This window comes from Burkholderia guangdongensis, assembly GCF_013403875.1.
Taxonomy (GTDB): Bacteria; Pseudomonadota; Gammaproteobacteria; order Burkholderiales; family Burkholderiaceae; genus Burkholderia; species Burkholderia guangdongensis.
In genome coordinates, this window is the sequence record NZ_JACBNX010000017.1 from 252,477 (window position 1) to 272,437 (window position 19,961).

The window sequence follows — 19,961 nt, forward strand, 5'->3', positions numbered from 1 at the left end:
CTGCGGTAAAATTGCGGTTTTCCCCGGCGCCGCATGCGGCGCGTCATTCGAAGGTCGACAGTCGATGCAGATTCACAAGGAAGTGGACGCGCGCGGGCTCAACTGCCCGCTGCCGATCCTGCGTGCGAAAAAGGCGCTTGCGGACATGGAAAGCGGGCAGATCCTCAAGGTGCTCGCAACCGATCCCGGCTCGCAGCGCGACTTCGCCGCGTTCGCGAAGCAGACGGGCAACGAGATCGTCGAGGCGACGACCGAGGACAAGACCTTCGTGTTCCTGATGCGCCGTCGCTGACGGCCGCCATGCTGCCACGTCGCCATGCCGACTTGGCCGGCATGATGACAATTCTTAACCTTCCCTACGCCGCGCACTGCTTATACTGCTGGAGGCCTTCGGCCGTCCGGCGGCGGATGGACGTCGGCCCGCGATACGAACAATCATCGCGGCCGGGCGCGACCCGGACCGCTCGATGCCGCCAACGCACACGGGGAAGACGCATGCGATTCAGATCGGGGGTTACCCGCATTCCGCCCGAAACGGAACGCGCCACGCATGCCGGGACGAGCGGGCTGGGCCGCGTCGAACTCGATCCCCGTCAGGATCGCCACGCGCGCGCCGCGCTCGAGGCGTACGCGGATTCGGCGGCGACCGAGATGCCGTGGCTCGCCGAATGGCTGCGCACCGTGGTGCCCGCGACGCATCCGGGCTTCACGTACTGCGCGGCGACCGTCGAGCGCCTGTTCGGCGCCGCGCGCGCGTGGGCGGCGCAGCAACCGGACTATGCGCCCGGTGCATGGGACGAGGTGGGCGGCCAGCTCGCCGAGATGCTGCGGCGCAGCGGCGAGCCTGCGGAACGGAGCGCGGATCGGACTGAATAGTCGGCCGGACATCGTCAACCGGGAAGCAACACTCGACGCTGGAATGCGCTCGAGCGCGATTTCTGTGCGGCTTTCATACTACTATGGTGAAATTGCCGTTTCGTCCCTGCCCCGTTTTTGAGATATTAGTCGGATTCGTCTGACGCGTGTGCTGCGCGGCGGGCGTGTTCCGGTCACGGCCGGGCGGCAGACGACATCGATGCCGCCGCGCGCGTTCGCAGGCGGTACGGGGTGAGCGCGAGGCCGAAACTGGACGACTGGATTTCGTATTGCGGGGTGCTATGAGAATTGCTGTACTGGATGACGATCCGGCCCAGACGGATTTCGTCAGTCAAACGCTGACGGCCTCGGGTCACACGTGCTACGCGTTCACGGAAGGCCGGGCGCTGAAGAAGCGCCTGCAGCGCGAGACGTTCGACCTGCTGGTGCTCGACTGGAACGTGCCCGACCTGTCCGGCGAGGAAGTGCTGAAGTGGGTCCGCTCGAACCAGACCGAGCACAGCCTGCCGATCATCTTCATGACGAGCCGCGACGACGAGTCCGGCATCACGCAGATCCTGAACGCAGGCGCCGACGACTACGTCGTGAAGCCGGTGTCCGGCCCGATCCTGCGCGCGCGGATCGACGCGCTGCTGCGGCGCGCGTATCCGGTCAACACCGAGGCGGCGGTGCGCGAGTTCGATCTGTACAAGTTCGACGTGAACCTGAAGCAGGCGTACGTCGGCGACAAGCCGGTCAGCCTCACGCAGAAGGAATTCGAGCTCGCGCTGCTGCTGTTCCTGCATCTCGACCGTCCGCTGTCGCGCGCGCACATCCTCGATCTCGTCTGGAAGCAGGCGACCGACATTCCGTCGCGCACGATGGACACGCACGTGTCGATGCTGCGCACGAAGCTCGGGCTGCGCCCCGAGAACGGCTACCGGCTGGCGCCGATCTACGGCTACGGCTACCGGCTCGAACGCGTGCCCCAGGGAGAACCGCAGTGACGGCAACGATAACAACAGCGACAGCGACAGCGATCGCACCGCGCACGTGGCGCACCGCGTGCGTCGCCACCGCGGCCTGCGCCGCGATGCTCGCGACGCAGGCCGCGTTCGCGCAGGCGGCGGGCGCCGCGGCCGGCAAGACCGTCGACTACACCGCGCGCGCGGGCGACACGCTGTACGACGTCGCCGACCGCTACATGCAGGGCTCGGGCGACTGGGCGATCCTCGCGCGGATCAACGGTGTGCCGGCGCCACGGCATCTGCAGCCGGGCACGGTGCTGAAGCTGCCGGTCGTGCGGCTGCGCCGCGAGCGGCAGTCGGCGCGCGTGATCGCGGTGCAGGGGCCGGCCGAGCGCGCGTCGGGCGGCGCGTACGTGCCGCTCGTGCTCGACACGACGCTGACCGAGGGCGATCACTTGCGCACCGGCGCGAACGGTTTCGCGACCCTCGAACTTGCCGACGGCACGCACATGAGCCTGCCGCCCGACAGCCGGCTCGAATTGACGACCCTGCGCCGCACGGTGCTGACCGGCACGCTCGACCGCGTGTTCGACTTGCGCGGCGGCTCGGTCGACAGCGAGGTCACGCATCTGAAGAAGCAGGACGATCGCTTCCAGATCCGCTCGCCGTCGGTCGTCGCGGGCGTGCGCGGCACGCATTTCCGCGTCGACTACGATGCGGCCGCCAGCGCGGTGACGCGGGTCGAAGTGCTCGACGGCACGGTCGGCGTCGCCGGCGGGCGGCCGAAGGCCGACACCGGCGCGACGCTCGTGCACGCGAACTTCGGTAGCGTCGCGACCGCGGACGGCAAGGTCGGCGCGCCGGTCGCGCTGCTGCCGGCGCCCACGCTCGACAAGCCGGGCCGTGTGCAGGACGAGCCCGACGTCAGCTTCGATCTCGCGCCGGTGCCGAACGCGCATGGCTACCGCGTCGAGCTCGCGCACGACGCGGCGCTGCTCGATCCGTTCAGCGAGATGCGCACGACGGCGCCGCACGTGGTGTTCAGGAACGTGCCGAACGGGATGCATTTCGTGCGGATCGCCGCGATCGACGAGAACGGCCTCGAAGGCCAGCCGCGCACGTATACGTTCGAGCGGCGCCAGATGGGCATCGACGCAAGCGCGACGCCCGGCGCCGAAGGCTATGTGTTCCGCTGGTCGCCGAACGGCGCGGGCGCGAGCGCGCGCTATCGTTTCGTGCTGTCCGCATCGAAGGATCTGAGCGCGCCGATCGTCGACCAGGTCGGGCTGACCACGCGGCAGGTGTCGGTCGCGCATCTGCCGCCCGGCGACTATTACTGGGCGGTGACGATCGAGGAATTCGAAGGCGGTCGCTTCTACGAGAAAACCAGCCCCGTCAGCGCGTTCACGTTGTCGCGCTGACGGGCGCCGCGCATGAGACTCGATTCCGTCGCGCCGCGGCGGCTGCACGGTCGCCGCTTTCTCGTCGAGTGGATCGCGATCGGCTGCCTCGGCGTCGTGGTGATTCTCGCGTGCGCGCTCGGCCGCGCGACGCTGAGCGTCGACGGGCTGATCTACGACCGGCTGCTGATGCTGCGCAGCCTGCCGCTGTCGCCGGACATCGTCGTCGTCGACATCGACAACCGCAGCGTCGCGTCGCTCGGCCGCTGGCCGTGGCCGCGCAGCGTGCATGCGAAGCTGCTCGACACGCTCGCGCGCGAAGCGCCGGCCGCGGTCGTCTACGACGTGCTGTTCACCGAGCCGTCGGCCGATGACGATGAATTCGCGCAGGCGCTCGATCGCGTGCCGACCTTCCTGCCAATCCTGCTGAGCCCCGAGCAGCCCGACGGCACGCGCACCGTCGATCCGCCCGTCGCGCCGCTCGCCGCGCGCGCGGCGGGCGTCGGCCACATCAATCTCGAAGTCGATCCGGACGGCATCGTGCGCAGCGTCGCGCTCTACGAAAACGACGGACAGCGCCGCTGGCCGCAGCTGATGATGTCCGTGTTCCGCGCGCTCGTGCACGGCCGGCTGCATCCGGCCGGCACGCCGGCCGCGCATGCGCACGATCTGTCGCAAGACGCGAGCGGCGACGCACGCTACCTGATCCCGTTCAGCCGCAGCACGCCCGCGTATCCGCTGATCTCGTTCGCCGACGTGCTAGATGGGCGTACGCCGCCCGGGTTGCTGCGCGGCAAGATCGTCGTCGTCGGCGTGACCGCGTCGGGCCTGTACGACCGCTTCGCGACGCCGGTGTCCGGCGACTACGGGCCGCTCGCCGGGGTCTACATCCACGCGAGCGTGCTCGACATGCTGATGACCGGGCGCACGATCTCGCCGGTATCGGGCGCCGAGCTGTTCGCCGCGTCGCTGCTGCCGCTCGCGGTGCTGCTGGTCGGCTTCCTGATGCTGTCGCCGTGGCGCGCGCTGCTGCTCACGCTGAGCCTCGCGGCGGTCGCGGTCGTGTCGAGCGCGGCGCTGCTGTACGGTGCGCGGCTGTGGCTGTCGCCGGCGCCCGCGATCGTCGGCCTCGTCGCCGTGTACCCGATCTGGAACTGGCGGCGCCTCGAGATGACGATGGCGCATCTGCGGCGCGAGCTGCAGCGGCTCGCCGACGAGCCGCACCTGTTGCCCGAGACGCCGCGCGTGCGCGGCGAGTTTCGCGGCGACGTGCTCGAGAAGCAGATGGCGCTGATGGCACAGGCGGCGCAGCGCGTGCAGGACATGAAGCGCTTCGTGTGGGACAGCCTCGACAGCATGCCGGAACCGATCTTCGTGACCGACGTGGCGGGCAGCGTGCTGATCGCGAACCACGCGGCGAAGCAATACGCGGCGCGGCTCGCGCTGCCGGCGGCCGAAGGGCGGCCGCTGCGCGACGCGCTCGGCGAACTCGCGTTCGTGAAGACCGTCGACGGCAACCCGGAGCACGACGCGGAGCTCCGCCAGCACTGGCCGGTCGCGCTCGATCCGACGCGCGAGCGGGAGGCCGGGATGATGGAGCGGGGCATCGAGGTGCGCGACCGCGACGGCCTCGACCATCTGCTGCGCTACGCGCCGTGCACCAACGCGAGCGGCCACGTGACCGGCTGGATCGCGGGCCTCGTCGACTTGACGGAGCTGCACGCGGCCGAGCGGCATCGCGAGGAGGCGCTGCACCTGCTGTCGCACGACATGCGCTCGCCGCAGTCGTCGATTCTCGCGCTCGTCGCGCTCGAGCGGGAGCGTGTCGACTCGGACGAAACGCGCGGGCTGCTGTCGCGGATCGAGCGCTACGCGCAGCGCGCGCTGTCGCTCGCCGACGAGTTCGTGCAGCTCGCGCGCGCGGAGTCGCAGACTTACCAGTTCGAGGTCGCGAGCTTCGCCGACGTGCTGATCGACGCGAGCGACGAGGTCTGGCCGCAGGCGCAGGCGAAGCGGATCCGCATCGACGCGGTGCTCGGCGACGCGCTCTGCTGGATCAGCGCGGACCGCTCGATGATGACGCGCACGTTCGTGAACCTGCTGAACAACGCGGTCAAGTACAGTCCGGCGGACACGGTCGTCACGTGCACGCTGAAGGTCGAGCCCGCGTCGAAGCGAATGTTCTGTACGATTCGCGATCAGGGGTACGGGATCTCGCCGGAGGACCAGCGGCATCTGTTCGAGCGCTTCAAGCGCTTCCATGCCGGCGAGCGGCCCGAGATTCCGGGCTCGGGGCTCGGCATGGCGTTCGTGAAGACGGTCGTCACGCGGCATGGCGGGAATGTGGCGGTCGACAGCGAGGTGGGCGTCGGCACCGTGGTAACGGTCTCGTTGCCGATGGTCGACGAGCCGGCGGTCTGACGGCCTGACGGCCCGGCGGCAAGTGAAACATTGGGGGAAAAACATGAAGATCGAATGGGCGGCCGCCGCGCTGGCGGCGGCGCTGTTGACGGGCTGCGCGGGTGTCACGTCCGGCGTGGGCGCGGCGGGGCAGGCGGGCGCGTTCGCGTCCGGTGCGCACGGCTACGGCTTCGCGCGCACGGACGCGCAGGCCGACAACGCCGAATACAAGCAGATCGAGGCGCTCGTTCACGACGAGCTCGCGCGCCGCGGCTTCGACGCGCAGCCGTTGAAGGACGCGCCGTACCGGCTGTCGATCGCGTATGCGACGCAGCCGGCGGCGGTCGCGGTGGCGACGGACGCATGCGGCGACGCGAAGGGGGAGACGAGCGCGAAGGGTGAGAACGGTGAAAACGGTGAGAAGGGCGCATGCACGGGCGTCGACGGGCCGGCGCCGTTCCTGTCGTTCTTCGGCAAGGTCTATCGGCACACGCTGACGCTGCGTTTCGTCGATGCGAAGACGAACGCGCAAGCGTATCGCGTGTCGGCCGCGCTGCAGGATCGCGAGCCGGGCTCGCTCGAAGCCGCGCCGGCGCTCGTGAAGAGCGCGCTCGCGAAACTGCCGTTCGATGCGGGCGGGCGCTGGCTCGTGAAGACGAAAAAAGACGACGCGGGCGGCATGCCGGGCGTCGTCTCGGTGAAGCCGGCCGACGCGCGCTGAGCGCCGTCGGCCGTATCGGCAGGGTCCGCGGGTGATGTGACACCGCCCGCGGCCCCGCCTGTTCGATGCTTACTCGGCGGTGGGCGTGTTGCCGCCGCGCGTGCGCAGGTAGGTGGCGAAATCCTCGCCGACCTCCGGATGGCGCAGCGCGAACTCGACGGTCGCCTTCAGATACCCGAGCTTGCTGCCGCAGTCGTAGCGCGTGCCCTGATACTTGTACGCGAGCACCTGCTCGTCGGCGAGCAGCGCCTGAATCGCATCGGTGAGCTGCAGCTCGCCGCCCGCGCCCGGCTTCAGCGCGCGCAGATGCTGGAAGATCCGCGGCTTCAGCACGTAGCGCCCGACCACGCCGAGGTTCGACGGCGCCACTTCCGGCGCCGGCTTCTCGATGATCGCCGACATCTTGATGATCGACTCTTCCCACTCCTTGCCGTCGACGATCCCGTACGACTTCGTGTCCGACGGCGGAATCTCTTCGACCCCGATCACCGAGCTGTGATAGTGATCGAACACGTCGACCATCTGCTTCATCACCGGCGGATTGCCGTCGAGCAGATCGTCGGCGAGGATCACCGCGAACGGGTTGTCGGCGACCAGCTTCTCCGCGCACAGCACCGCGTGACCGAGGCCGAGCGCTTCCGGCTGGCGCACGTAGAAGCAGTCGACGTGGCTCGGCTTGATGCTGCGCACGAGTTCGAGCAGCTTCTCCTTGCCGCGCGCCTCGAGCTCGGCCTCGACTTCATACGACTTGTCGAAATGGTCCTCGATCGCGCGCTTGCTGCGGCCGGTGACGAAGATCATCTCGGTGATGCCGGCGGCGATCGCTTCCTCGACCGCGTACTGGATCAGCGGCTTGTCGACGACGGGCAGCATCTCCTTCGGGCTCGCCTTCGTGGCGGGCAGGAAACGCGTGCCGAGGCCCGCGACCGGGAATACCGCCTTGGTGACTTTCAGCATGTTCGAACCCTTGCTCCTGTAATCGGCCAATCATGGTGACGGATTTATCCGCGAATTATAGATAATCGCAACTGGCCTTACGGTTTGTTACGCCGGCAGCCGGTCGAGTTGCGCGCTCAGTTTCGCGAGCGTGCTCCGGAATTCGGCGACGCGCTTCTGTTCCTGCTCGACCACGGCGGGCGGCGCTTTCGCGACGAACGCCTCGTTGCCGAGCTTCGCGTTGCACTTCGTGATCTCGCCGGTCAGGCGCGCGATTTCCTTCGACAGGCGCTCGCGTTCCGCGGCGACGTCGATCTCGACCTTCAGCACGAGCTTGTTCTGCCCGACGATCGCGATCGGCGCGCCTTGCGCGTCCTGGTCGAGCGCGGCCTCGTCGGCGAGGATCTGCACGTCGGACAGCCGCGCGAGCGCCTGCACGTACGGCGCGAACGCGCGCAGGCGGTCGGACTCGCCCGCCGCGAGCAGCGGCACCTTCGTCGCCGGGGACAGACTCATTTCGCCGCGCAGGTTCCGGCACGCGTCGACGATCGCCTTCAGGTCGGCCGCCCACTGCTCGGACGCCTCGTCGATCTTCTTCAAATCGGCGATCGGATACGCCTGCGTCATCAGCGACGCGACGCCCTCGTCCACGCCTTGCGGGTAGCGGCCCGCGAGCGGCGCGACCTTCTGCCACAGCGCTTCGGTGATGAACGGGATGATCGGGTGCGCGAGGCGCAGCACCGTTTCGAGCACGCGCAGCAGCGTGCGGCGCGTCGCGCGCTGCTGCTCCGGCGTGCCGTTCTGGATCTGCACCTTCGCGAGTTCGAGATACCAGTCGCAATACTCGTCCCAGACGAACTTGTAGATCGCGTTCGCGATGTTGTCGAAGCGGTAGTCCGCGAAGCCCTTCGCGATGTCCGCCTCGACGCGCTGCAACAGCGACACGATCCAGCGGTCCGCCTGCGAGAAGTCCAGATAGCCGCCCGGGCCGCAATCGCCGGCGCCGCAGACCTCGGGCTTGTCGAACCCGCAGTCGTGGCCTTCGCAGTTCATCAGCACGAAGCGCGTCGCGTTCCACAGCTTGTTGCAGAAGTTGCGGTAGCCCTCGCAGCGCGCGAGGTCGAAGTTCACGTTGCGGCCGAGCGTCGCCATCGACGCCATCGTGAAGCGCAGCGCATCGGTGCCGAACGCCGGGATGCCGTCCGGGAATTCCTTGCGCGTCTTCTTCTCGATCGTCGCGGCCTGCTTCGGGTTCATCAGGCCGGTCGTGCGCTTCGCGACGAGCGCGTCGAGGTCGATGCCGTCGACGATGTCGATCGGGTCGAGCGTGTTGCCCTTGCTCTTCGACATCTTCTGGCCTTCCGCGTCGCGCACGAGGCCGTGCACGTACACGGTGTGGAACGGCACCTTGCCGGTGAAGTGGGTCGTCATCATCACCATCCGCGCGACCCAGAAGAAGATGATGTCGAAGCCGGTGACGAGCACCGACGACGGCAGGAAGTGCGACAGCTCGGGCGTTTCGTTCGGCCAGCCGAGCGACGAGAACGGCACGAGCGCGGACGAGAACCACGTGTCGAGCACGTCGTCGTCGCGCTTGAGCGCACCCGTGTAGCCCTTCGCGGCCGCCTGCGCGCGCGCGGCGTCCTCGTCGCGCGCGACGAACACCTCGCCGTTCTCGCCATACCACGCGGGGATCTGATGGCCCCACCACAGCTGGCGCGAGATGCACCAGTCCTGGATGTTCTCGAGCCACTGGTAGTACGTGGTCGTCCAGTTCTCGGGCACGAACTTGATCTGGCCGCTGCGCACGACGTCGAGCGACACATCGGTGATCGACTTGCCCGGGTTGAACGTGCCGTCGGGCGCCGCCTTCGTCATCGCGACGAACCACTGGTCGGTCAGCATCGGCTCGATCACGACGCCGGTGCGGTCGCCGCGCGGCACCATCAGCTTGTGCGGCTTCACCGATTCGAGGAAGCCCTGCGCGTCGAGGTCGGCGACGATCGCCTTGCGTGCGTCGAAGCGGTCGAGGCCGCGATACTGCGCCGGCGCGTTGTCGTTGATCTTCGCGTCGAGCGTCAGGATCTCGATCGGCGCGAACTGGTGGCGCTGGCCGACCTGATAGTCGTTGAAGTCGTGCGCGGGCGTGACCTTCACGACGCCGGTGCCGAATTCACGGTCGACGTAGTCGTCGCCGATCACCGGGATCTCGCGCCCGCACAGCGGCAGCTTCACGTGCTTGCCGATCAGATGCCTGTAGCGCTCGTCTTCCGGATGGACCATCACCGCGACGTCGCCGAGCATCGTCTCCGGGCGCGTCGTCGCGACGACCAGCTCGCCCGAGCCGTCGGCGAGCGGGTAGCGGATGTGCCACAGATGGCCGTTTTCCTCCTCGCTCGCGACCTCGAGATCGGACACCGCGGTCATCAGCACCGGATCCCAGTTCACGAGGCGCTTGCCGCGATAGATCAGGCCCTGTTCATAGAGCGCGACGAACACGTCGCGCACCGCGGCCGACATCTTGTCGTCCATCGTGAAATATTCGCGCGACCAGTCCGGCGACGCGCCGAGGCGGCGCACCTGGCTCGTGATCGTCGAGCCCGACTGCTCCTTCCATTCCCACACGCGCTCGACGAATTTCTCGCGGCCGAGATCGTGGCGCGACACGTTCTGCGCATCGAGCTGGCGCTCGACGACGATCTGCGTCGCGATCCCCGCGTGGTCCGTGCCGGGCACCCACAGCGTGTTCTCGCCGAGCATCCGGTGATAGCGGGTCAGGCCGTCCATGATCGTCTGATTGAACGCGTGGCCCATGTGCAGCGTGCCGGTGACGTTCGGCGGCGGCAGCTGGATCGCGAAATCGGGCTTGCCCGGATCGAACGCCGGGGCGGCGTAGCCGCGTTTTTCCCACTCCGGCCCCCATTGGGCTTCGATGGTATGGGGTTCGAAACTCTTCGCCAGCGTGTTGTCGCTCATGGTGGAAATCTGCCGAAAATGCGTGAATTGGATGCGGAAACCTTGAATTATAAATGGATGCGCATCGGCGGGGCAGCGCGGCGCGCGCGGGATTTATAATGGCGGGTCTGCATTCCTTCGTTCGTCCGTCATCCTCCATGCCCGATCTGCTCGCGAACCTGAACCCCGAACAACACGCCGCCGTCACGCTGCCGAACGAACCGGCGCTGATCCTCGCGGGGGCGGGCAGCGGCAAGACGCGCGTGCTGATCACGCGCATCGCGTGGCTGATCCAGCAAGGTTACGCGTCGCCGTCGACGGTGCTCGCGGTCACGTTCACGAACAAGGCCGCGCGCGAGATGCTCGCGCGGCTCACCGCGATGCTGCCGATCGACCCGCGCGGGATGTGGATCGGCACGTTCCACGGCCTGTGCAACCGGATGCTGCGCGCGCACCACCGCGACGCGGGCCTGCCGCAGACGTTCCAGATCCTCGACACCGCCGATCAGCTGTCGGCGATCAAGCGGCTGATGAAGGCCGCGAACATCGACGACGAGAAATATCCGCCGAAGAACGTCCAGTACTTCATCAACAACGCGAAGGAGCAGGGGCTGCGCCCCGACCAGGTCGACGCGACCGACAGCTTCAACCGCAAGTTCGTCGAGATCTACCACGCGTACGAGCAGCAGTGCCAGCGCGAGGGCGTCGTCGATTTCGCGGAGCTGCTGCTGCGCTGCTACGAGCTGCTCGCGCATAATCCGCCGCTGCGCGCGCATTACCAGGCGCGCTTCAGGCAGATTCTCGTCGACGAGTTCCAGGACACGAACAAGCTGCAGTATGCGTGGCTGAAGCTGCTCGCGGGCGGGCAGAACGCGATCTTCGCGGTCGGCGACGACGACCAGTCGATCTACGCGTTCCGCGGCGCGAACGTCGGGAACATGCGCGACTTCGAGGACGAGTTCCGCGTGAGGAACCTGATCAAGCTCGAGCAGAACTACCGGTCGCACGGCAACATCCTCGACGCGGCGAACCATCTGATCGCGCACAACGCGCATCGTCTCGGCAAGAACCTGCGCACCGACGCCGGGCACGGCGAGCCGGTGCGCGTGTACGAGGCGACGACCGATTCGCAGGAGGCCGGCTGGATCGTCGAGGAGATCCGCTCGCTCGTGAACACCGGGATGACGCGCGTCGAGATCGCGGTGCTCTATCGCAGCAACGCGCAGTCGCGCGCGATCGAGCACACGCTCGTCAGCGCGGGCATTCCGTATCGCGTGTACGGCGGCCTGCGCTTCTTCGAGCGGCAGGAAGTGAAGCACGCGCTCGCGTATCTGCGCCTGATCGACAACCCGAACGACGACACCGCGTTCGTGCGCGTCGTGAACTTCCCCACGCGCGGGATCGGCGCGCGCTCGATCGAGCAGCTCGCCGACGCCGCGCGGCTGTACAACTGCGCGATGGCGGCCGCGATTCCGTATGTGGCCGGCAAGGCCGGATCGAGCCTCGGCGGGTTCGCGAACCTGATCGCGAAGATGCGCGCGGAAACCGCGCAGATGAGCCTGCCCGAGACCGTCGAATACGTGGTGCGCGCGAGCGGTCTCGCCGAGTTCTATCAGGGCGAACGCGAAGGGCAGGACCGGCTCGAGAACCTGCAGGAACTCGTCAATGCGGCGACCGCGTTCGTCAGCGAGGAAGGCTACGGGCTCGACACGCCCGCGCGCTCGATTCCGCTGCGTGCCGGCGCGATCGCGGCGCCCGAGATCGCCGAGGCGCAGGACGATCCGAGCGACGCGGTACTCGACCCCGCGTCGCTCGGCGACCCCGCGCAGAACCCGGACACGATGACGCCGCTTGCCGGCTTCCTGTCGCACGCGTCGCTCGAGGCCGGCGACAACCAGGCGCAGGCCGGGCAGGACGCGGTGCAGCTGATGACCGTCCATGCGGCGAAGGGGCTCGAGTTCGCCGCGGTGTTCATCACCGGGCTCGAGGAGGGGTTGTTCCCGCACGAGAACAGCGCGATGGAGGCCGACGGGCTCGAAGAGGAGCGGCGGCTGATGTACGTCGCGATCACGCGCGCGAAGGAGCGGCTCTATCTGTCGTTCGCGCAGAGCCGGATGCTGCACGGCCAGACGCGCTACAACGTGCGCTCGCGCTTCTTCGACGAGCTGCCGCAGCACGTGCTGAAGTGGCTGACGCCGAAGGTCGAGGCCGGCTCGCGCTGGGGCGGACGTTCGGACAACGCGGGCTGGGGGCGCGACTGGTTCGCGCGGCCGGGCACCGCCGCACGCGAGCAGTTCGTCGACGCGGCCGTGTCCGCGCCGCTGCCCGCGTTCGCGAATCAGCAGCGCGCGGCCGAGAGCGGCTTCCGGATCGGCCAGCCGGTGTTCCATACGAAGTTCGGCGAGGGCACGGTCACCGCGCTCGAAGGCAGCGGCCCCGACGCGAAGGCCCAGGTGAAATTCAAGCGGCACGGCGAGAAGTGGCTCGCGCTCGCGGTCGCGAAACTGCAGGCGGTCGAATGAGCATCGCATCTTCTTCTTCTTCTTCTTCTTCTTCGAAACCGCTCGGTATCCTCGCCGCGCTGCCCGAGGAGCTCGGCGACCTGATCGCCGCGATGCGCGCCGAAGGCCCGGTCGAAACCGTTACGCTCGGGCGGCGCGATTATCACGCCGGCACCGTGCACGGCGCGTCCTGCGTCGTCGCGCTCGCGCGGATCGGCAAGGTCGCGGCCGCGGCGACGGTCAGCGCGCTGATCCACGTGTTCGACGTTGCGGGGATCGTGTTCACCGGCGTCGCGGGCGGCGTGTCGCGCGCGGTGCGCGTCGGCGACGTCGTCGTTGCCGACACGCTGCTGCAGCACGATCTCGACGCGTCGCCGCTGTTTCCGCGCTACGAGGTGCCGCTGCTCGGCATCACGCGTTTCGCGGCCGACGCGGCGCTGACGGCGCGCCTCACGGCCGCGTGCGCGCAGTTCATCGCGGACGAGGGCGACGCGCTCGCGGCGCGCTTCCGGCACGCCGGCGCGACGCCGGCGCAGTTACCGCAGCTACCGCAGTTACGTAGTGGGCTCGTGATCAGCGGCGACCGCTTCGTGTCGAGCGAGCGCGAGGTCGTCGCGCTGCGCGATGCGCTGCCCGACGCGCTCGCGGTCGAGATGGAGGGCGCGGCGATCGCGCAGGTGTGCGTCGAGCACGGCGTGCCGTTCGCGCTGGTGCGCACGATTTCCGACACCGCCGACGATCACGCGACGCAGTCGTTCACGCATTTCCTCGGCGAGATCGCGAGCACCTATTCGTCGGGGATCCTGAAGCGCTTCCTGACGCTCCATGCGACGACGGCGGCCTGAGCGGCCGCCGTCGCGAGACATCCCCGTTGCGGCGAGGCGCCGCGCGTCAGGCCTTCGCGGCCGGCCGGCCGTGCTCGATGTTCGGCAGGAACACGGTGAGCACGCCGATCAGCGGCAGGAACGAGCAGACCTTGTAGACGAACTCGATGCTCGTCGCGTCGGCGAGCTGGCCGAGCACGGCGGCGCCGATCCCGCCGAGGCCGAACGCGAAGCCGTAGAACAGGCCCGCGATCGTGCCGACCTTGCCGGGAATCAGCTCCTGCGCATAGACGATGATCGCGGCGAACGCGGACGCGAGCACGATGCCGATGATCACGGTCAGCACGGTGGTCCAGAACAGGTTCGCGTACGGCAGCAGCAGCGTGAACGGCGCGATACCGAGAATCGAGCCCCAGATCACGACCTTGCGGCCGATCCGGTCGCCGACCGGCCCGCCGATCACGGTGCCCGCGGCGACGGCCGCGAGGAACACGAACAGATGGACCTGCGCACTCTGCACGGACAGGTGGAACTTGTCGATCAGATAGAACGTGTAATAGCTGTTGATGCTAGCGAGATAGAAATACTTCGAGAACACGAGCATCACGAGCACGCCGATCGCGAACATCACGCGGCGGCGCGGCAGCGTCGCGTGTGACGCGGCCACGGCCTTCTTTTTGGCCGACGGATGATGCCGGTACCAGTGACCGACCTGCACGAGCACGACGATCGCGACGAGCGCGGCGGCCGAGAACCACGCGATGCTCGGCTGGCCGCGCGGGATCACGATCAGCGCGGCGAGCAGCGGCCCGAGCGCGGTGCCCGCGTTGCCGCCGACCTGGAACAGCGACTGCGCGAGCCCGTGGCGGCCGCCGGACGCCATCCGCGCGACGCGCGACGATTCCGGATGGAACACTGACGAGCCGCAGCCGACGAACGCGGCGGCGACGAGCAGCAGCGGGAAGGTCGGCGCGACCGACATCAGCACGATGCCGAACAGCGTGAAGCCCATCCCGATCGGCAGCGAGTAAGGCTGCGGCCGCTTGTCGGTATAGAGGCCGATGACCGGCTGCAGCATCGACGCGGTGATCTGGTAAGTCAGCGTGATGAGGCCGATCTGCATGAACGACAGCGAGAATTCGTCCTTCAGCATCGGATAGATCGCGAGGATCAGCGACTGGATCATGTCGTTGAGCATGTGCGAGAAGCTGATCGCGCCGAGCACCGGGTAAAGGGTGCGGGAGGCGGGCGCGGCGATCGCGGCGGCGCCTGCGGCGCGCGGGTCGAGACGGGTTTCCATATGAGCCGGGGGCGAGTTGGGGGACGGTCACGTGGCGCGACCGTGTCAGCCAAGTTTAATGTGGCGTATGTCGATTGTCAGGCCAAATTTTGTCGCGAATCGGACATCGCGACGAGAGAAGACTCGACCGAACGGCGCGTTGTGCCGCGCCGCGCCGTGCCCCGCAGCCCAAATCCCCTCACGACTCCTTCCGCTTCTTCTCCGGCTCGATGATGACCGTACACGTCGTGCCCGCCGACAGCAGCACGCCGTCCGGCACTTCGTCGATCTTGATCCGCACCGGCACGCGCTGCGCGAGGCGGACCCAGTTGAACGTCGGGTTCACGTCGGCGACGAGATCGCGGCTTTGCGGATTGTCGCGATCGTAGATCCCGCGCGAGATGCTCTCGACGTGGCCCTTCAGCACGCCGCCGCTCATCAGCCGGATCTCCGCCTGCGCGCCGATCTTCACGCGCGGCAGTTTCGTTTCCTCGAAATAGCCGTACACCCAGAACGAATGGCTGTCGACGATCGCGAGCTTCGGCTGCCCGGCCGCCGCGTAGTCGCCCTTGAACACGCTCAGGTTCGTCACGTAGCCGTCGACCGGCGCGACGACGCGCGTGCGCTCGAGATTCAGCTTCGCGGCGTCGAGCGCGGCGAGCGCCTGCTGATACTGCGCCTCGGCGCTCGATGCGGTCTGCGCGGCGTTCTCGCGGTTCTCCTTCGACACGACGAGCGCGTCGAGATCGGCGCGGCGCGCGGCGTCCGCCCGGCGCATCTGCAGTTCGGCCAGGCGCGCGGCGACCGCGGCCTGCGCCTGCTCGACCGCGATCTGGTAATGCGACGGATCGATCTGCATGATCAGGTCGCCCTTCTTGACGGGCGCGTTGTCGTGCACCGGGAGGTCGACGACGGCGCCCGACACGTCCGGCGCGACGTTGACGATTTCCGCGCGCACGCGTCCGTCGCGTGTCCACGGGTCGTCCATGTAGTGCACCCACAGCGAGTGTCCGATCAGGATCGCGACGAGAAGGATGATGGCGGTCGCGACGAAGCCGAGAGATTTGCGGAGGATCATGGTTCGATGAGGATCAACGGTAAACGGCGAGGCTGAGCCCGCCGCAGATGCAGACGAGGAGGCTGGCCCGGAACAGCGCCGGATGCCAGACGAAACGGAAAATCCCGGTATAGGCGAGCAGCCGGTCGACCGCCCAGGTCGCCGCCGCACCGATGATGCACATCAGCACCACGGTCGGGATGTAGGCGTCGAGTATCGCGATTTCGCGCGGCATCATGATCAGGTTCCTTGTTGGGGCGGTACGTGGCGGTTGCGATTGAGCGCCTCGAACGGCGATTCGGGGTCGAGCAGCGCGCTGCGGAAGAAGTGCAGGTGGCTCAGGATCCGCTGCAGCTTGTGGCGCTCGTCGCGCGGCGGCGCGAATTCGGCGAGCGCCGCCTGCGTCGCGTCGATCGCGGCGCTGGCCGTCGCGAGCGCCGCGTCGAAGCGGTCCGGGGCCGGGCGCGAGAACAGTGCGGTCACGTTCTCGCGCATGGTCTCGATCGCGCGGCGCCACGGCATCGACGACGCGTAGCGCGGATCGTCCGGCAGCTTCGCGATCTCCTCGCGCAGGTCGATCGCCGCGTTGCCGGTCTCGAGCACCGCGAACATCCAGCGCAGCGCGTCGCGCTGCACGTCGGGCTGGTCGGCCGCGATCGCGTGCGCCTGGAACATCAGATCGCGCGCGCCGCTTTCGAAGCGCGTGCGCAGCCCCGGCAGCCGTGCGCAGCACGCGGCGACCGCCTGGTGGCGCAGGTCCGCGAACAGCCGGCGCTTCAGCCACGGCGCGGTCGGCGGGAACAGGATCGCGAACGCGATCGCCGACACCACCATCGACAGCACCAGCGCGAGCGCGTCGTTCATGAACCCGGTCGGGTTGTAGCTCTGCACGTTGTCCGGGCCCGCGAGCGTGCAGAAGAAGATGCAGTAGCCGACGCCCATCCCCGCGATCGCCGGCCGCATCGACATCAGCAAGCCGAGCGCGAGGAACGGCGTGAGCGCGACGCACAGCATCACGTAGCCGTCGATGCGCGGATAGACGCCGAACATCACGATCATCCCCATCAGCGCCGCTATGGCCGTGCCGGCCGCCATCTGGGACGCCATCTTCGTCGGCCGCGGCATCGACGACGCGAGCGCGCACGTCGCGGCCGCGGTCAGCACCAGCGTGATGCCGCTCGGCCATGCGGTCTGGATCCAGAACCAGCTCAGCAACAGCATCACGACGGCGGTGCGGATCCCCGCGATCAGCGTGGCCGTCGCGTTCGTGCGCGGCTCGTACTGCTCGACCCAGCGCTCGCGCTCGTGTGTCGCGGTCGAGAGCGACGCGTAGGTCGCCGAGTACGCGTGCAGATCCGTGATGAAGCGGTACAGCAGCTCGGACGCGGTGTCGAAGTCGAGCAGCGGGCAGTCGGGATGCGCTTCGAGCGTGGCGCGCGTCGCGCGGATCCGGCGCGGCAGCGCGTCGCGGTAGGCGAGCAGTTGCTCGGCCGCTTGCGCCGCGTCCGCCGCGCTGCGCACCGGCTCGCCGTCCTTCGTGAGCAGCGGCGCGACCTCGCGGAAATACGGCTCGATCGCGTCGACCGCGGTCGTCGCTCCAGTCGCGCGCAGCCGGTTCATCAGCTGATGCAGCGAGTGGAAGCGGCTCGACGCGCTCATGAACTCGCTGTTCAGCCGCGCGAGACGGCCGCTTCTCAGCCGCGTGTCGGGGTTCTCGAACACCGCCATGCTGCGCGCGGCCTCGAAGCCGACGACGTCCGCGACGAAGCGCGTGTGCACGCGCTCGATGTGCGCTCGGTCGAGCTGGCCGGACAGCGCGGCGGCGACATAGTCGACGAACGAGCCGAAGCGCTGGCGGACCGTCGTGCGGATTTGCTCGCCGGTGTAGCGCGGAAACACGAGCGCGCTGACGACGCCGGCCGACAGAATGCCGACCGTGATCTCGGCGACGCGGGTCATCGCGGTCATGAACGCGGCATCCGGGTGCTGCGACGCGGGCAGGCCGATCAGCGCGGTCGTGTAGCCGGCGAGCAGAAAGCCGTAGCTGCGGAAGTTGCGGTTGCGCGCGGCGCCGGCCGTGCACGCGGCGACCCACAGCGAGATCGTCAGCAGGAACAGCACCGGCTGCTGCGCGAACAGGCCGACGAAGGTCAGCGTCGCGGCGAGGCCGACGAGCGTGCCCATCAGCCGGTAGAAGCTCTTCGCGAACACGGCGCCGCTTTGCGGCTGCATCACGATGAACACGGTCGTCATCGCGGTCTTCGGCTGCGGCAGGTCGAGCCGCATCGAGATCGCGAGCGACAGGAACGCGGCGAGCAGCGCCTTCGCGATGTAGAACCACATCGCGCCATCGGTGCGTGCCCAGTCCGCGAGCGCGGTGCGCCACGCGGGCGGCTGCGCGGGGCCGGCGGCGGTAGTGGGGGAGGAGGCTGACATGTCGGGCGCTCCGCGTTACTGCGCCTGCGCGACGGGCGTCGCGGCAGGGGTGGGGGAGGCGGAAAGAGCCGCGGCCGCCGGCGCCTTGCCGTCAGACGCGTTGCCGTCCGGCGCCGGCTTGCCCGGCACGTCGTCGCCGCGCTCGACGCCGCCGCCGAGCGCCGCCATCAGCGACGCATGCGCGGCGAGCCGGTCCGCGTCGATCGTCGCGGCGGTCTGCTGCGCGCGCAGCAGCGCCGACTGGGCGAGCAGCACGTTCACGTAGTCGGTGAGCCCGCGGCGGAAGCCCTCGCGCGACAGCTCGTAGGTTCGCCGCGTCGCGGCGACCGAGCGCGCGGCGTCCCGCTTCTGCGTGTCGAGCGAGCGGATCCGCACGACGCCGTCGGCGACGCTCTTCAGCGCGCCGACGATCGTCTGGTTGTACTGGTCGACCGCGATGTCGTAGCCGGCCGTCGTCGCGCCGAGCTGCGCGCGCAACCGGCCGCCTTCGAAGATCGGCAGCGACAGCGCCGGGCCGGCCGTCCACTCGCCGTTCATCGCGCGCAGGAAATCGGTGAAGACCGGGCCCACCGCGACGCCGCCGAGCGTGCCGACGAGATCGATGTTCGGATAGAACGCGGCCTTCGCGACGTCGATGCCGCGCGCCTGCGCATCGACGAGCCAGCGCGCCGCGACGACGTCCGGCCGGTGGCCGAGCAGCTCGGCCGGGATCGTCGACGGCAGGCCGGCCGGCGCACCGAGCGTGAGCGTCGGCCGCTTGATCGCGTCGCCCGCGCCCGGGCCTTTGCCCGCGAGCGCGGCGAGCTGGTGGCGGGCGAGTTCGATCGCTTCCTCGTAGCTGTCGATCTGGCGCTGATAGTCGGGCAGCGTCGATTCGGCCTGACTGACTTCGAGCTGCGTGCCGAGGCCGGCCTGCAGCCGCTTGTGCGCGAGGTCGGCGAGCGCGTGCTGCTGGTCGTAGGTCTGATGCGCGAGGTCGAGCAGCGCGTAGTTCTTCGACAGATCGATGTACGCGCGCACGACGTTGACCTCGAGTTCGAGGTGCGCCGCTCGCGCGTCGGCCGCGGCGGCGTGCGCGGTGTCGAGCGCCTTCTCGGTCGAGTTCTTGTCCTTGCCCCACAGATCGAGGTGATAGGACAGGCTCAGCACGCCGGCGTTGTTCCAGGTGGTCGTGTCCGCGAGCGGGCCGGGGCCGTAGTAGACCGGGTTGTCCGCCCAGTGCTGGCGATCCAGCTGCAGACTGCCGTTCAGCTCGGGCAGCTCGGCCGCGTGCGCGGCGCGGGCCAGCGCGTCGGCGCCGCGCACGCGCGCCTGCGCGGCCGCGAGCGTCGGGTTGCCGGCCTCGGCGGCCGCGATCCACGCGTCGAGCTGCGGATCGCGATACGCGCGCCACCAGTCGGCCGCGGGCCAGCCGGCGTCGCGGTCGGCCGCGCGAACCGCCGCGCCGACGTCGAGCGTGGCCGGATCGGTCTGTTTCGCCTGCGGCGCAACGCCGCCCATGCTCGCGCATCCGGCCATTGTTAATGACATTGCAAGAACCGCAAGTGCCAACGCCCCTCTCGTTGCCGGAGACTGCACGATTTTCTTCCTTTTGGATAAAGATGACTCGGGTGCGATTTTATTTTTCAT

15 protein-coding genes are annotated in these 19,961 nt (G+C 68.6%); 8 read left to right on the forward strand and 7 right to left on the reverse strand.

Annotation, left to right across the window (positions count from 1 at the left end; genetic code table 11):
- Nucleotides 1-64: 64 nt before the first annotated feature.
- The 6 genes from HZI36_RS18110 to HZI36_RS18135 all read left to right on the forward strand — a co-directional run bounded on the left by HZI36_RS18110 (nt 65) and on the right by HZI36_RS18135 (nt 6,344).
- Nucleotides 65-292, forward strand: coding sequence for a sulfurtransferase TusA family protein (locus HZI36_RS18110; protein WP_179404028.1), 228 nt, complete (start codon nt 65-67; stop codon nt 290-292).
- 203 nt (nt 293-495) lie between these two features.
- Nucleotides 496-876, forward strand: a complete 381-nt coding sequence (locus tag HZI36_RS18115; protein ID WP_179404029.1) for a hypothetical protein — start codon at nt 496-498, stop codon at nt 874-876.
- 281 nt (nt 877-1,157) lie between these two features.
- Nucleotides 1,158-1,862, forward strand: a complete 705-nt coding sequence (locus tag HZI36_RS18120) for a response regulator transcription factor (protein WP_179404030.1) — start codon at nt 1,158-1,160, stop codon at nt 1,860-1,862.
- An 86-nt stretch (nt 1,863-1,948) separates the two neighbouring features.
- Nucleotides 1,949-3,244 (forward strand): FecR domain-containing protein, encoded by a 1,296-nt coding sequence (locus tag HZI36_RS18125; protein ID WP_179404031.1) that lies wholly within the window; start codon nt 1,949-1,951, stop codon nt 3,242-3,244.
- 12 nt (nt 3,245-3,256) lie between these two features.
- Nucleotides 3,257-5,644, forward strand: coding sequence for a CHASE2 domain-containing protein (locus HZI36_RS18130; protein WP_179404032.1), 2,388 nt, complete (start codon nt 3,257-3,259; stop codon nt 5,642-5,644).
- Nucleotides 5,645-5,687: 43 nt separating this feature from the next.
- Nucleotides 5,688-6,344 carry a DUF4136 domain-containing protein gene (locus tag HZI36_RS18135; protein ID WP_179404033.1) on the forward strand — a complete coding sequence of 219 codons (657 nt, stop codon included), beginning with the start codon at nt 5,688-5,690 and terminating at the stop codon, nt 6,342-6,344.
- Between the two features lie 69 nt (nt 6,345-6,413).
- On the opposite strand, the gene galU is transcribed toward HZI36_RS18135, so the two are convergent.
- Complete coding sequence (galU, locus tag HZI36_RS18140; protein WP_179404034.1) at nt 6,414-7,301, reverse strand: UTP--glucose-1-phosphate uridylyltransferase GalU; 888 nt, start codon at nt 7,299-7,301, stop codon at nt 6,414-6,416.
- A gap of 87 nt (nt 7,302-7,388) precedes the next feature.
- A complete protein-coding gene (locus HZI36_RS18145) occupies nt 7,389-10,256 on the reverse strand; it encodes a valine--tRNA ligase (protein WP_179404035.1) in 2,868 nt (955 codons plus the stop codon).
- Between the two features lie 137 nt (nt 10,257-10,393).
- On the opposite strand from HZI36_RS18145, the gene HZI36_RS18150 reads away from it, so the two are divergent.
- On the forward strand, nt 10,394-12,757 hold the full coding sequence (locus tag HZI36_RS18150) for a UvrD-helicase domain-containing protein (RefSeq protein WP_179404036.1): 2,364 nt from the start codon (nt 10,394-10,396) through the stop codon (nt 12,755-12,757).
- Nucleotides 12,754-13,581 carry a 5'-methylthioadenosine/adenosylhomocysteine nucleosidase gene (locus HZI36_RS18155; protein ID WP_179404037.1) on the forward strand — a complete coding sequence of 276 codons (828 nt, stop codon included), beginning with the start codon at nt 12,754-12,756 and terminating at the stop codon, nt 13,579-13,581. Before HZI36_RS18150 ends, HZI36_RS18155 begins: the two co-directional genes overlap by 4 nt.
- 46 nt (nt 13,582-13,627) lie before the next feature.
- Here HZI36_RS18155 and HZI36_RS18160 read toward each other — a convergent pair whose 3' ends face one another.
- From HZI36_RS18160 to HZI36_RS18180, 5 genes are all read right to left on the reverse strand, one after another.
- The gene (locus HZI36_RS18160; RefSeq protein ID WP_179404038.1) at nt 13,628-14,860 is read right to left on the reverse strand and encodes an MFS transporter; all 1,233 of its coding nucleotides are present in this window, start codon (nt 14,858-14,860) and stop codon (nt 13,628-13,630) included.
- Between the two features lie 178 nt (nt 14,861-15,038).
- Complete coding sequence (locus tag HZI36_RS18165) at nt 15,039-15,917, reverse strand: efflux RND transporter periplasmic adaptor subunit (protein WP_179404039.1); 879 nt, start codon at nt 15,915-15,917, stop codon at nt 15,039-15,041.
- 13 nt (nt 15,918-15,930) lie between these two features.
- A complete protein-coding gene (locus HZI36_RS18170; protein ID WP_179404040.1) occupies nt 15,931-16,134 on the reverse strand; it encodes a DUF1656 domain-containing protein in 204 nt (67 codons plus the stop codon).
- A 2-nt stretch (nt 16,135-16,136) separates the two neighbouring features.
- Nucleotides 16,137-18,332, reverse strand: coding sequence for an FUSC family protein (locus tag HZI36_RS18175; protein ID WP_179404041.1), 2,196 nt, complete (start codon nt 18,330-18,332; stop codon nt 16,137-16,139).
- 15 nt (nt 18,333-18,347) lie between these two features.
- Nucleotides 18,348-19,910 (reverse strand): efflux transporter outer membrane subunit, encoded by a 1,563-nt coding sequence (locus HZI36_RS18180; protein ID WP_179404042.1) that lies wholly within the window; start codon nt 19,908-19,910, stop codon nt 18,348-18,350.
- Nucleotides 19,911-19,961: the final 51 nt, after the last annotated feature.

What these genes read in the sequence shown, in the direction of transcription:
- HZI36_RS18125 (WP_179404031.1), top strand. Translation starts at nt 1,949, where the DNA reads ATGCTCGCGACGCAGGCCGCGTTCGCGCAGGCGGCGGGCGCCGCGGCC.
- HZI36_RS18120 (WP_179404030.1), top strand. Translation starts at nt 1,158, where the DNA reads ATGAGAATTGCTGTACTGGATGACGATCCGGCCCAGACGGATTTCGTC.
- HZI36_RS18150 (WP_179404036.1), top strand. Translation starts at nt 10,394, where the DNA reads ATGCCCGATCTGCTCGCGAACCTGAACCCCGAACAACACGCCGCCGTC.
- HZI36_RS18115 (WP_179404029.1), top strand. Translation starts at nt 496, where the DNA reads ATGCGATTCAGATCGGGGGTTACCCGCATTCCGCCCGAAACGGAACGC.
- HZI36_RS18160 (WP_179404038.1), bottom strand. Translation starts at nt 14,860, where the DNA reads ATGGAAACCCGTCTCGACCCGCGCGCCGCAGGCGCCGCCGCGATCGCC.
- HZI36_RS18175 (WP_179404041.1), bottom strand. Translation starts at nt 18,332, where the DNA reads ATGTCAGCCTCCTCCCCCACTACCGCCGCCGGCCCCGCGCAGCCGCCC.
- HZI36_RS18110 (WP_179404028.1), top strand. Translation starts at nt 65, where the DNA reads ATGCAGATTCACAAGGAAGTGGACGCGCGCGGGCTCAACTGCCCGCTG.
- galU (WP_179404034.1), bottom strand. Translation starts at nt 7,301, where the DNA reads ATGCTGAAAGTCACCAAGGCGGTATTCCCGGTCGCGGGCCTCGGCACG.
- HZI36_RS18130 (WP_179404032.1), top strand. Translation starts at nt 3,257, where the DNA reads ATGAGACTCGATTCCGTCGCGCCGCGGCGGCTGCACGGTCGCCGCTTT.
- HZI36_RS18155 (WP_179404037.1), top strand. Translation starts at nt 12,754, where the DNA reads ATGAGCATCGCATCTTCTTCTTCTTCTTCTTCTTCTTCGAAACCGCTC.
- HZI36_RS18145 (WP_179404035.1), bottom strand. Translation starts at nt 10,256, where the DNA reads ATGAGCGACAACACGCTGGCGAAGAGTTTCGAACCCCATACCATCGAA.
- HZI36_RS18170 (WP_179404040.1), bottom strand. Translation starts at nt 16,134, where the DNA reads ATGATGCCGCGCGAAATCGCGATACTCGACGCCTACATCCCGACCGTG.
- HZI36_RS18135 (WP_179404033.1), top strand. Translation starts at nt 5,688, where the DNA reads ATGAAGATCGAATGGGCGGCCGCCGCGCTGGCGGCGGCGCTGTTGACG.
- HZI36_RS18165 (WP_179404039.1), bottom strand. Translation starts at nt 15,917, where the DNA reads ATGATCCTCCGCAAATCTCTCGGCTTCGTCGCGACCGCCATCATCCTT.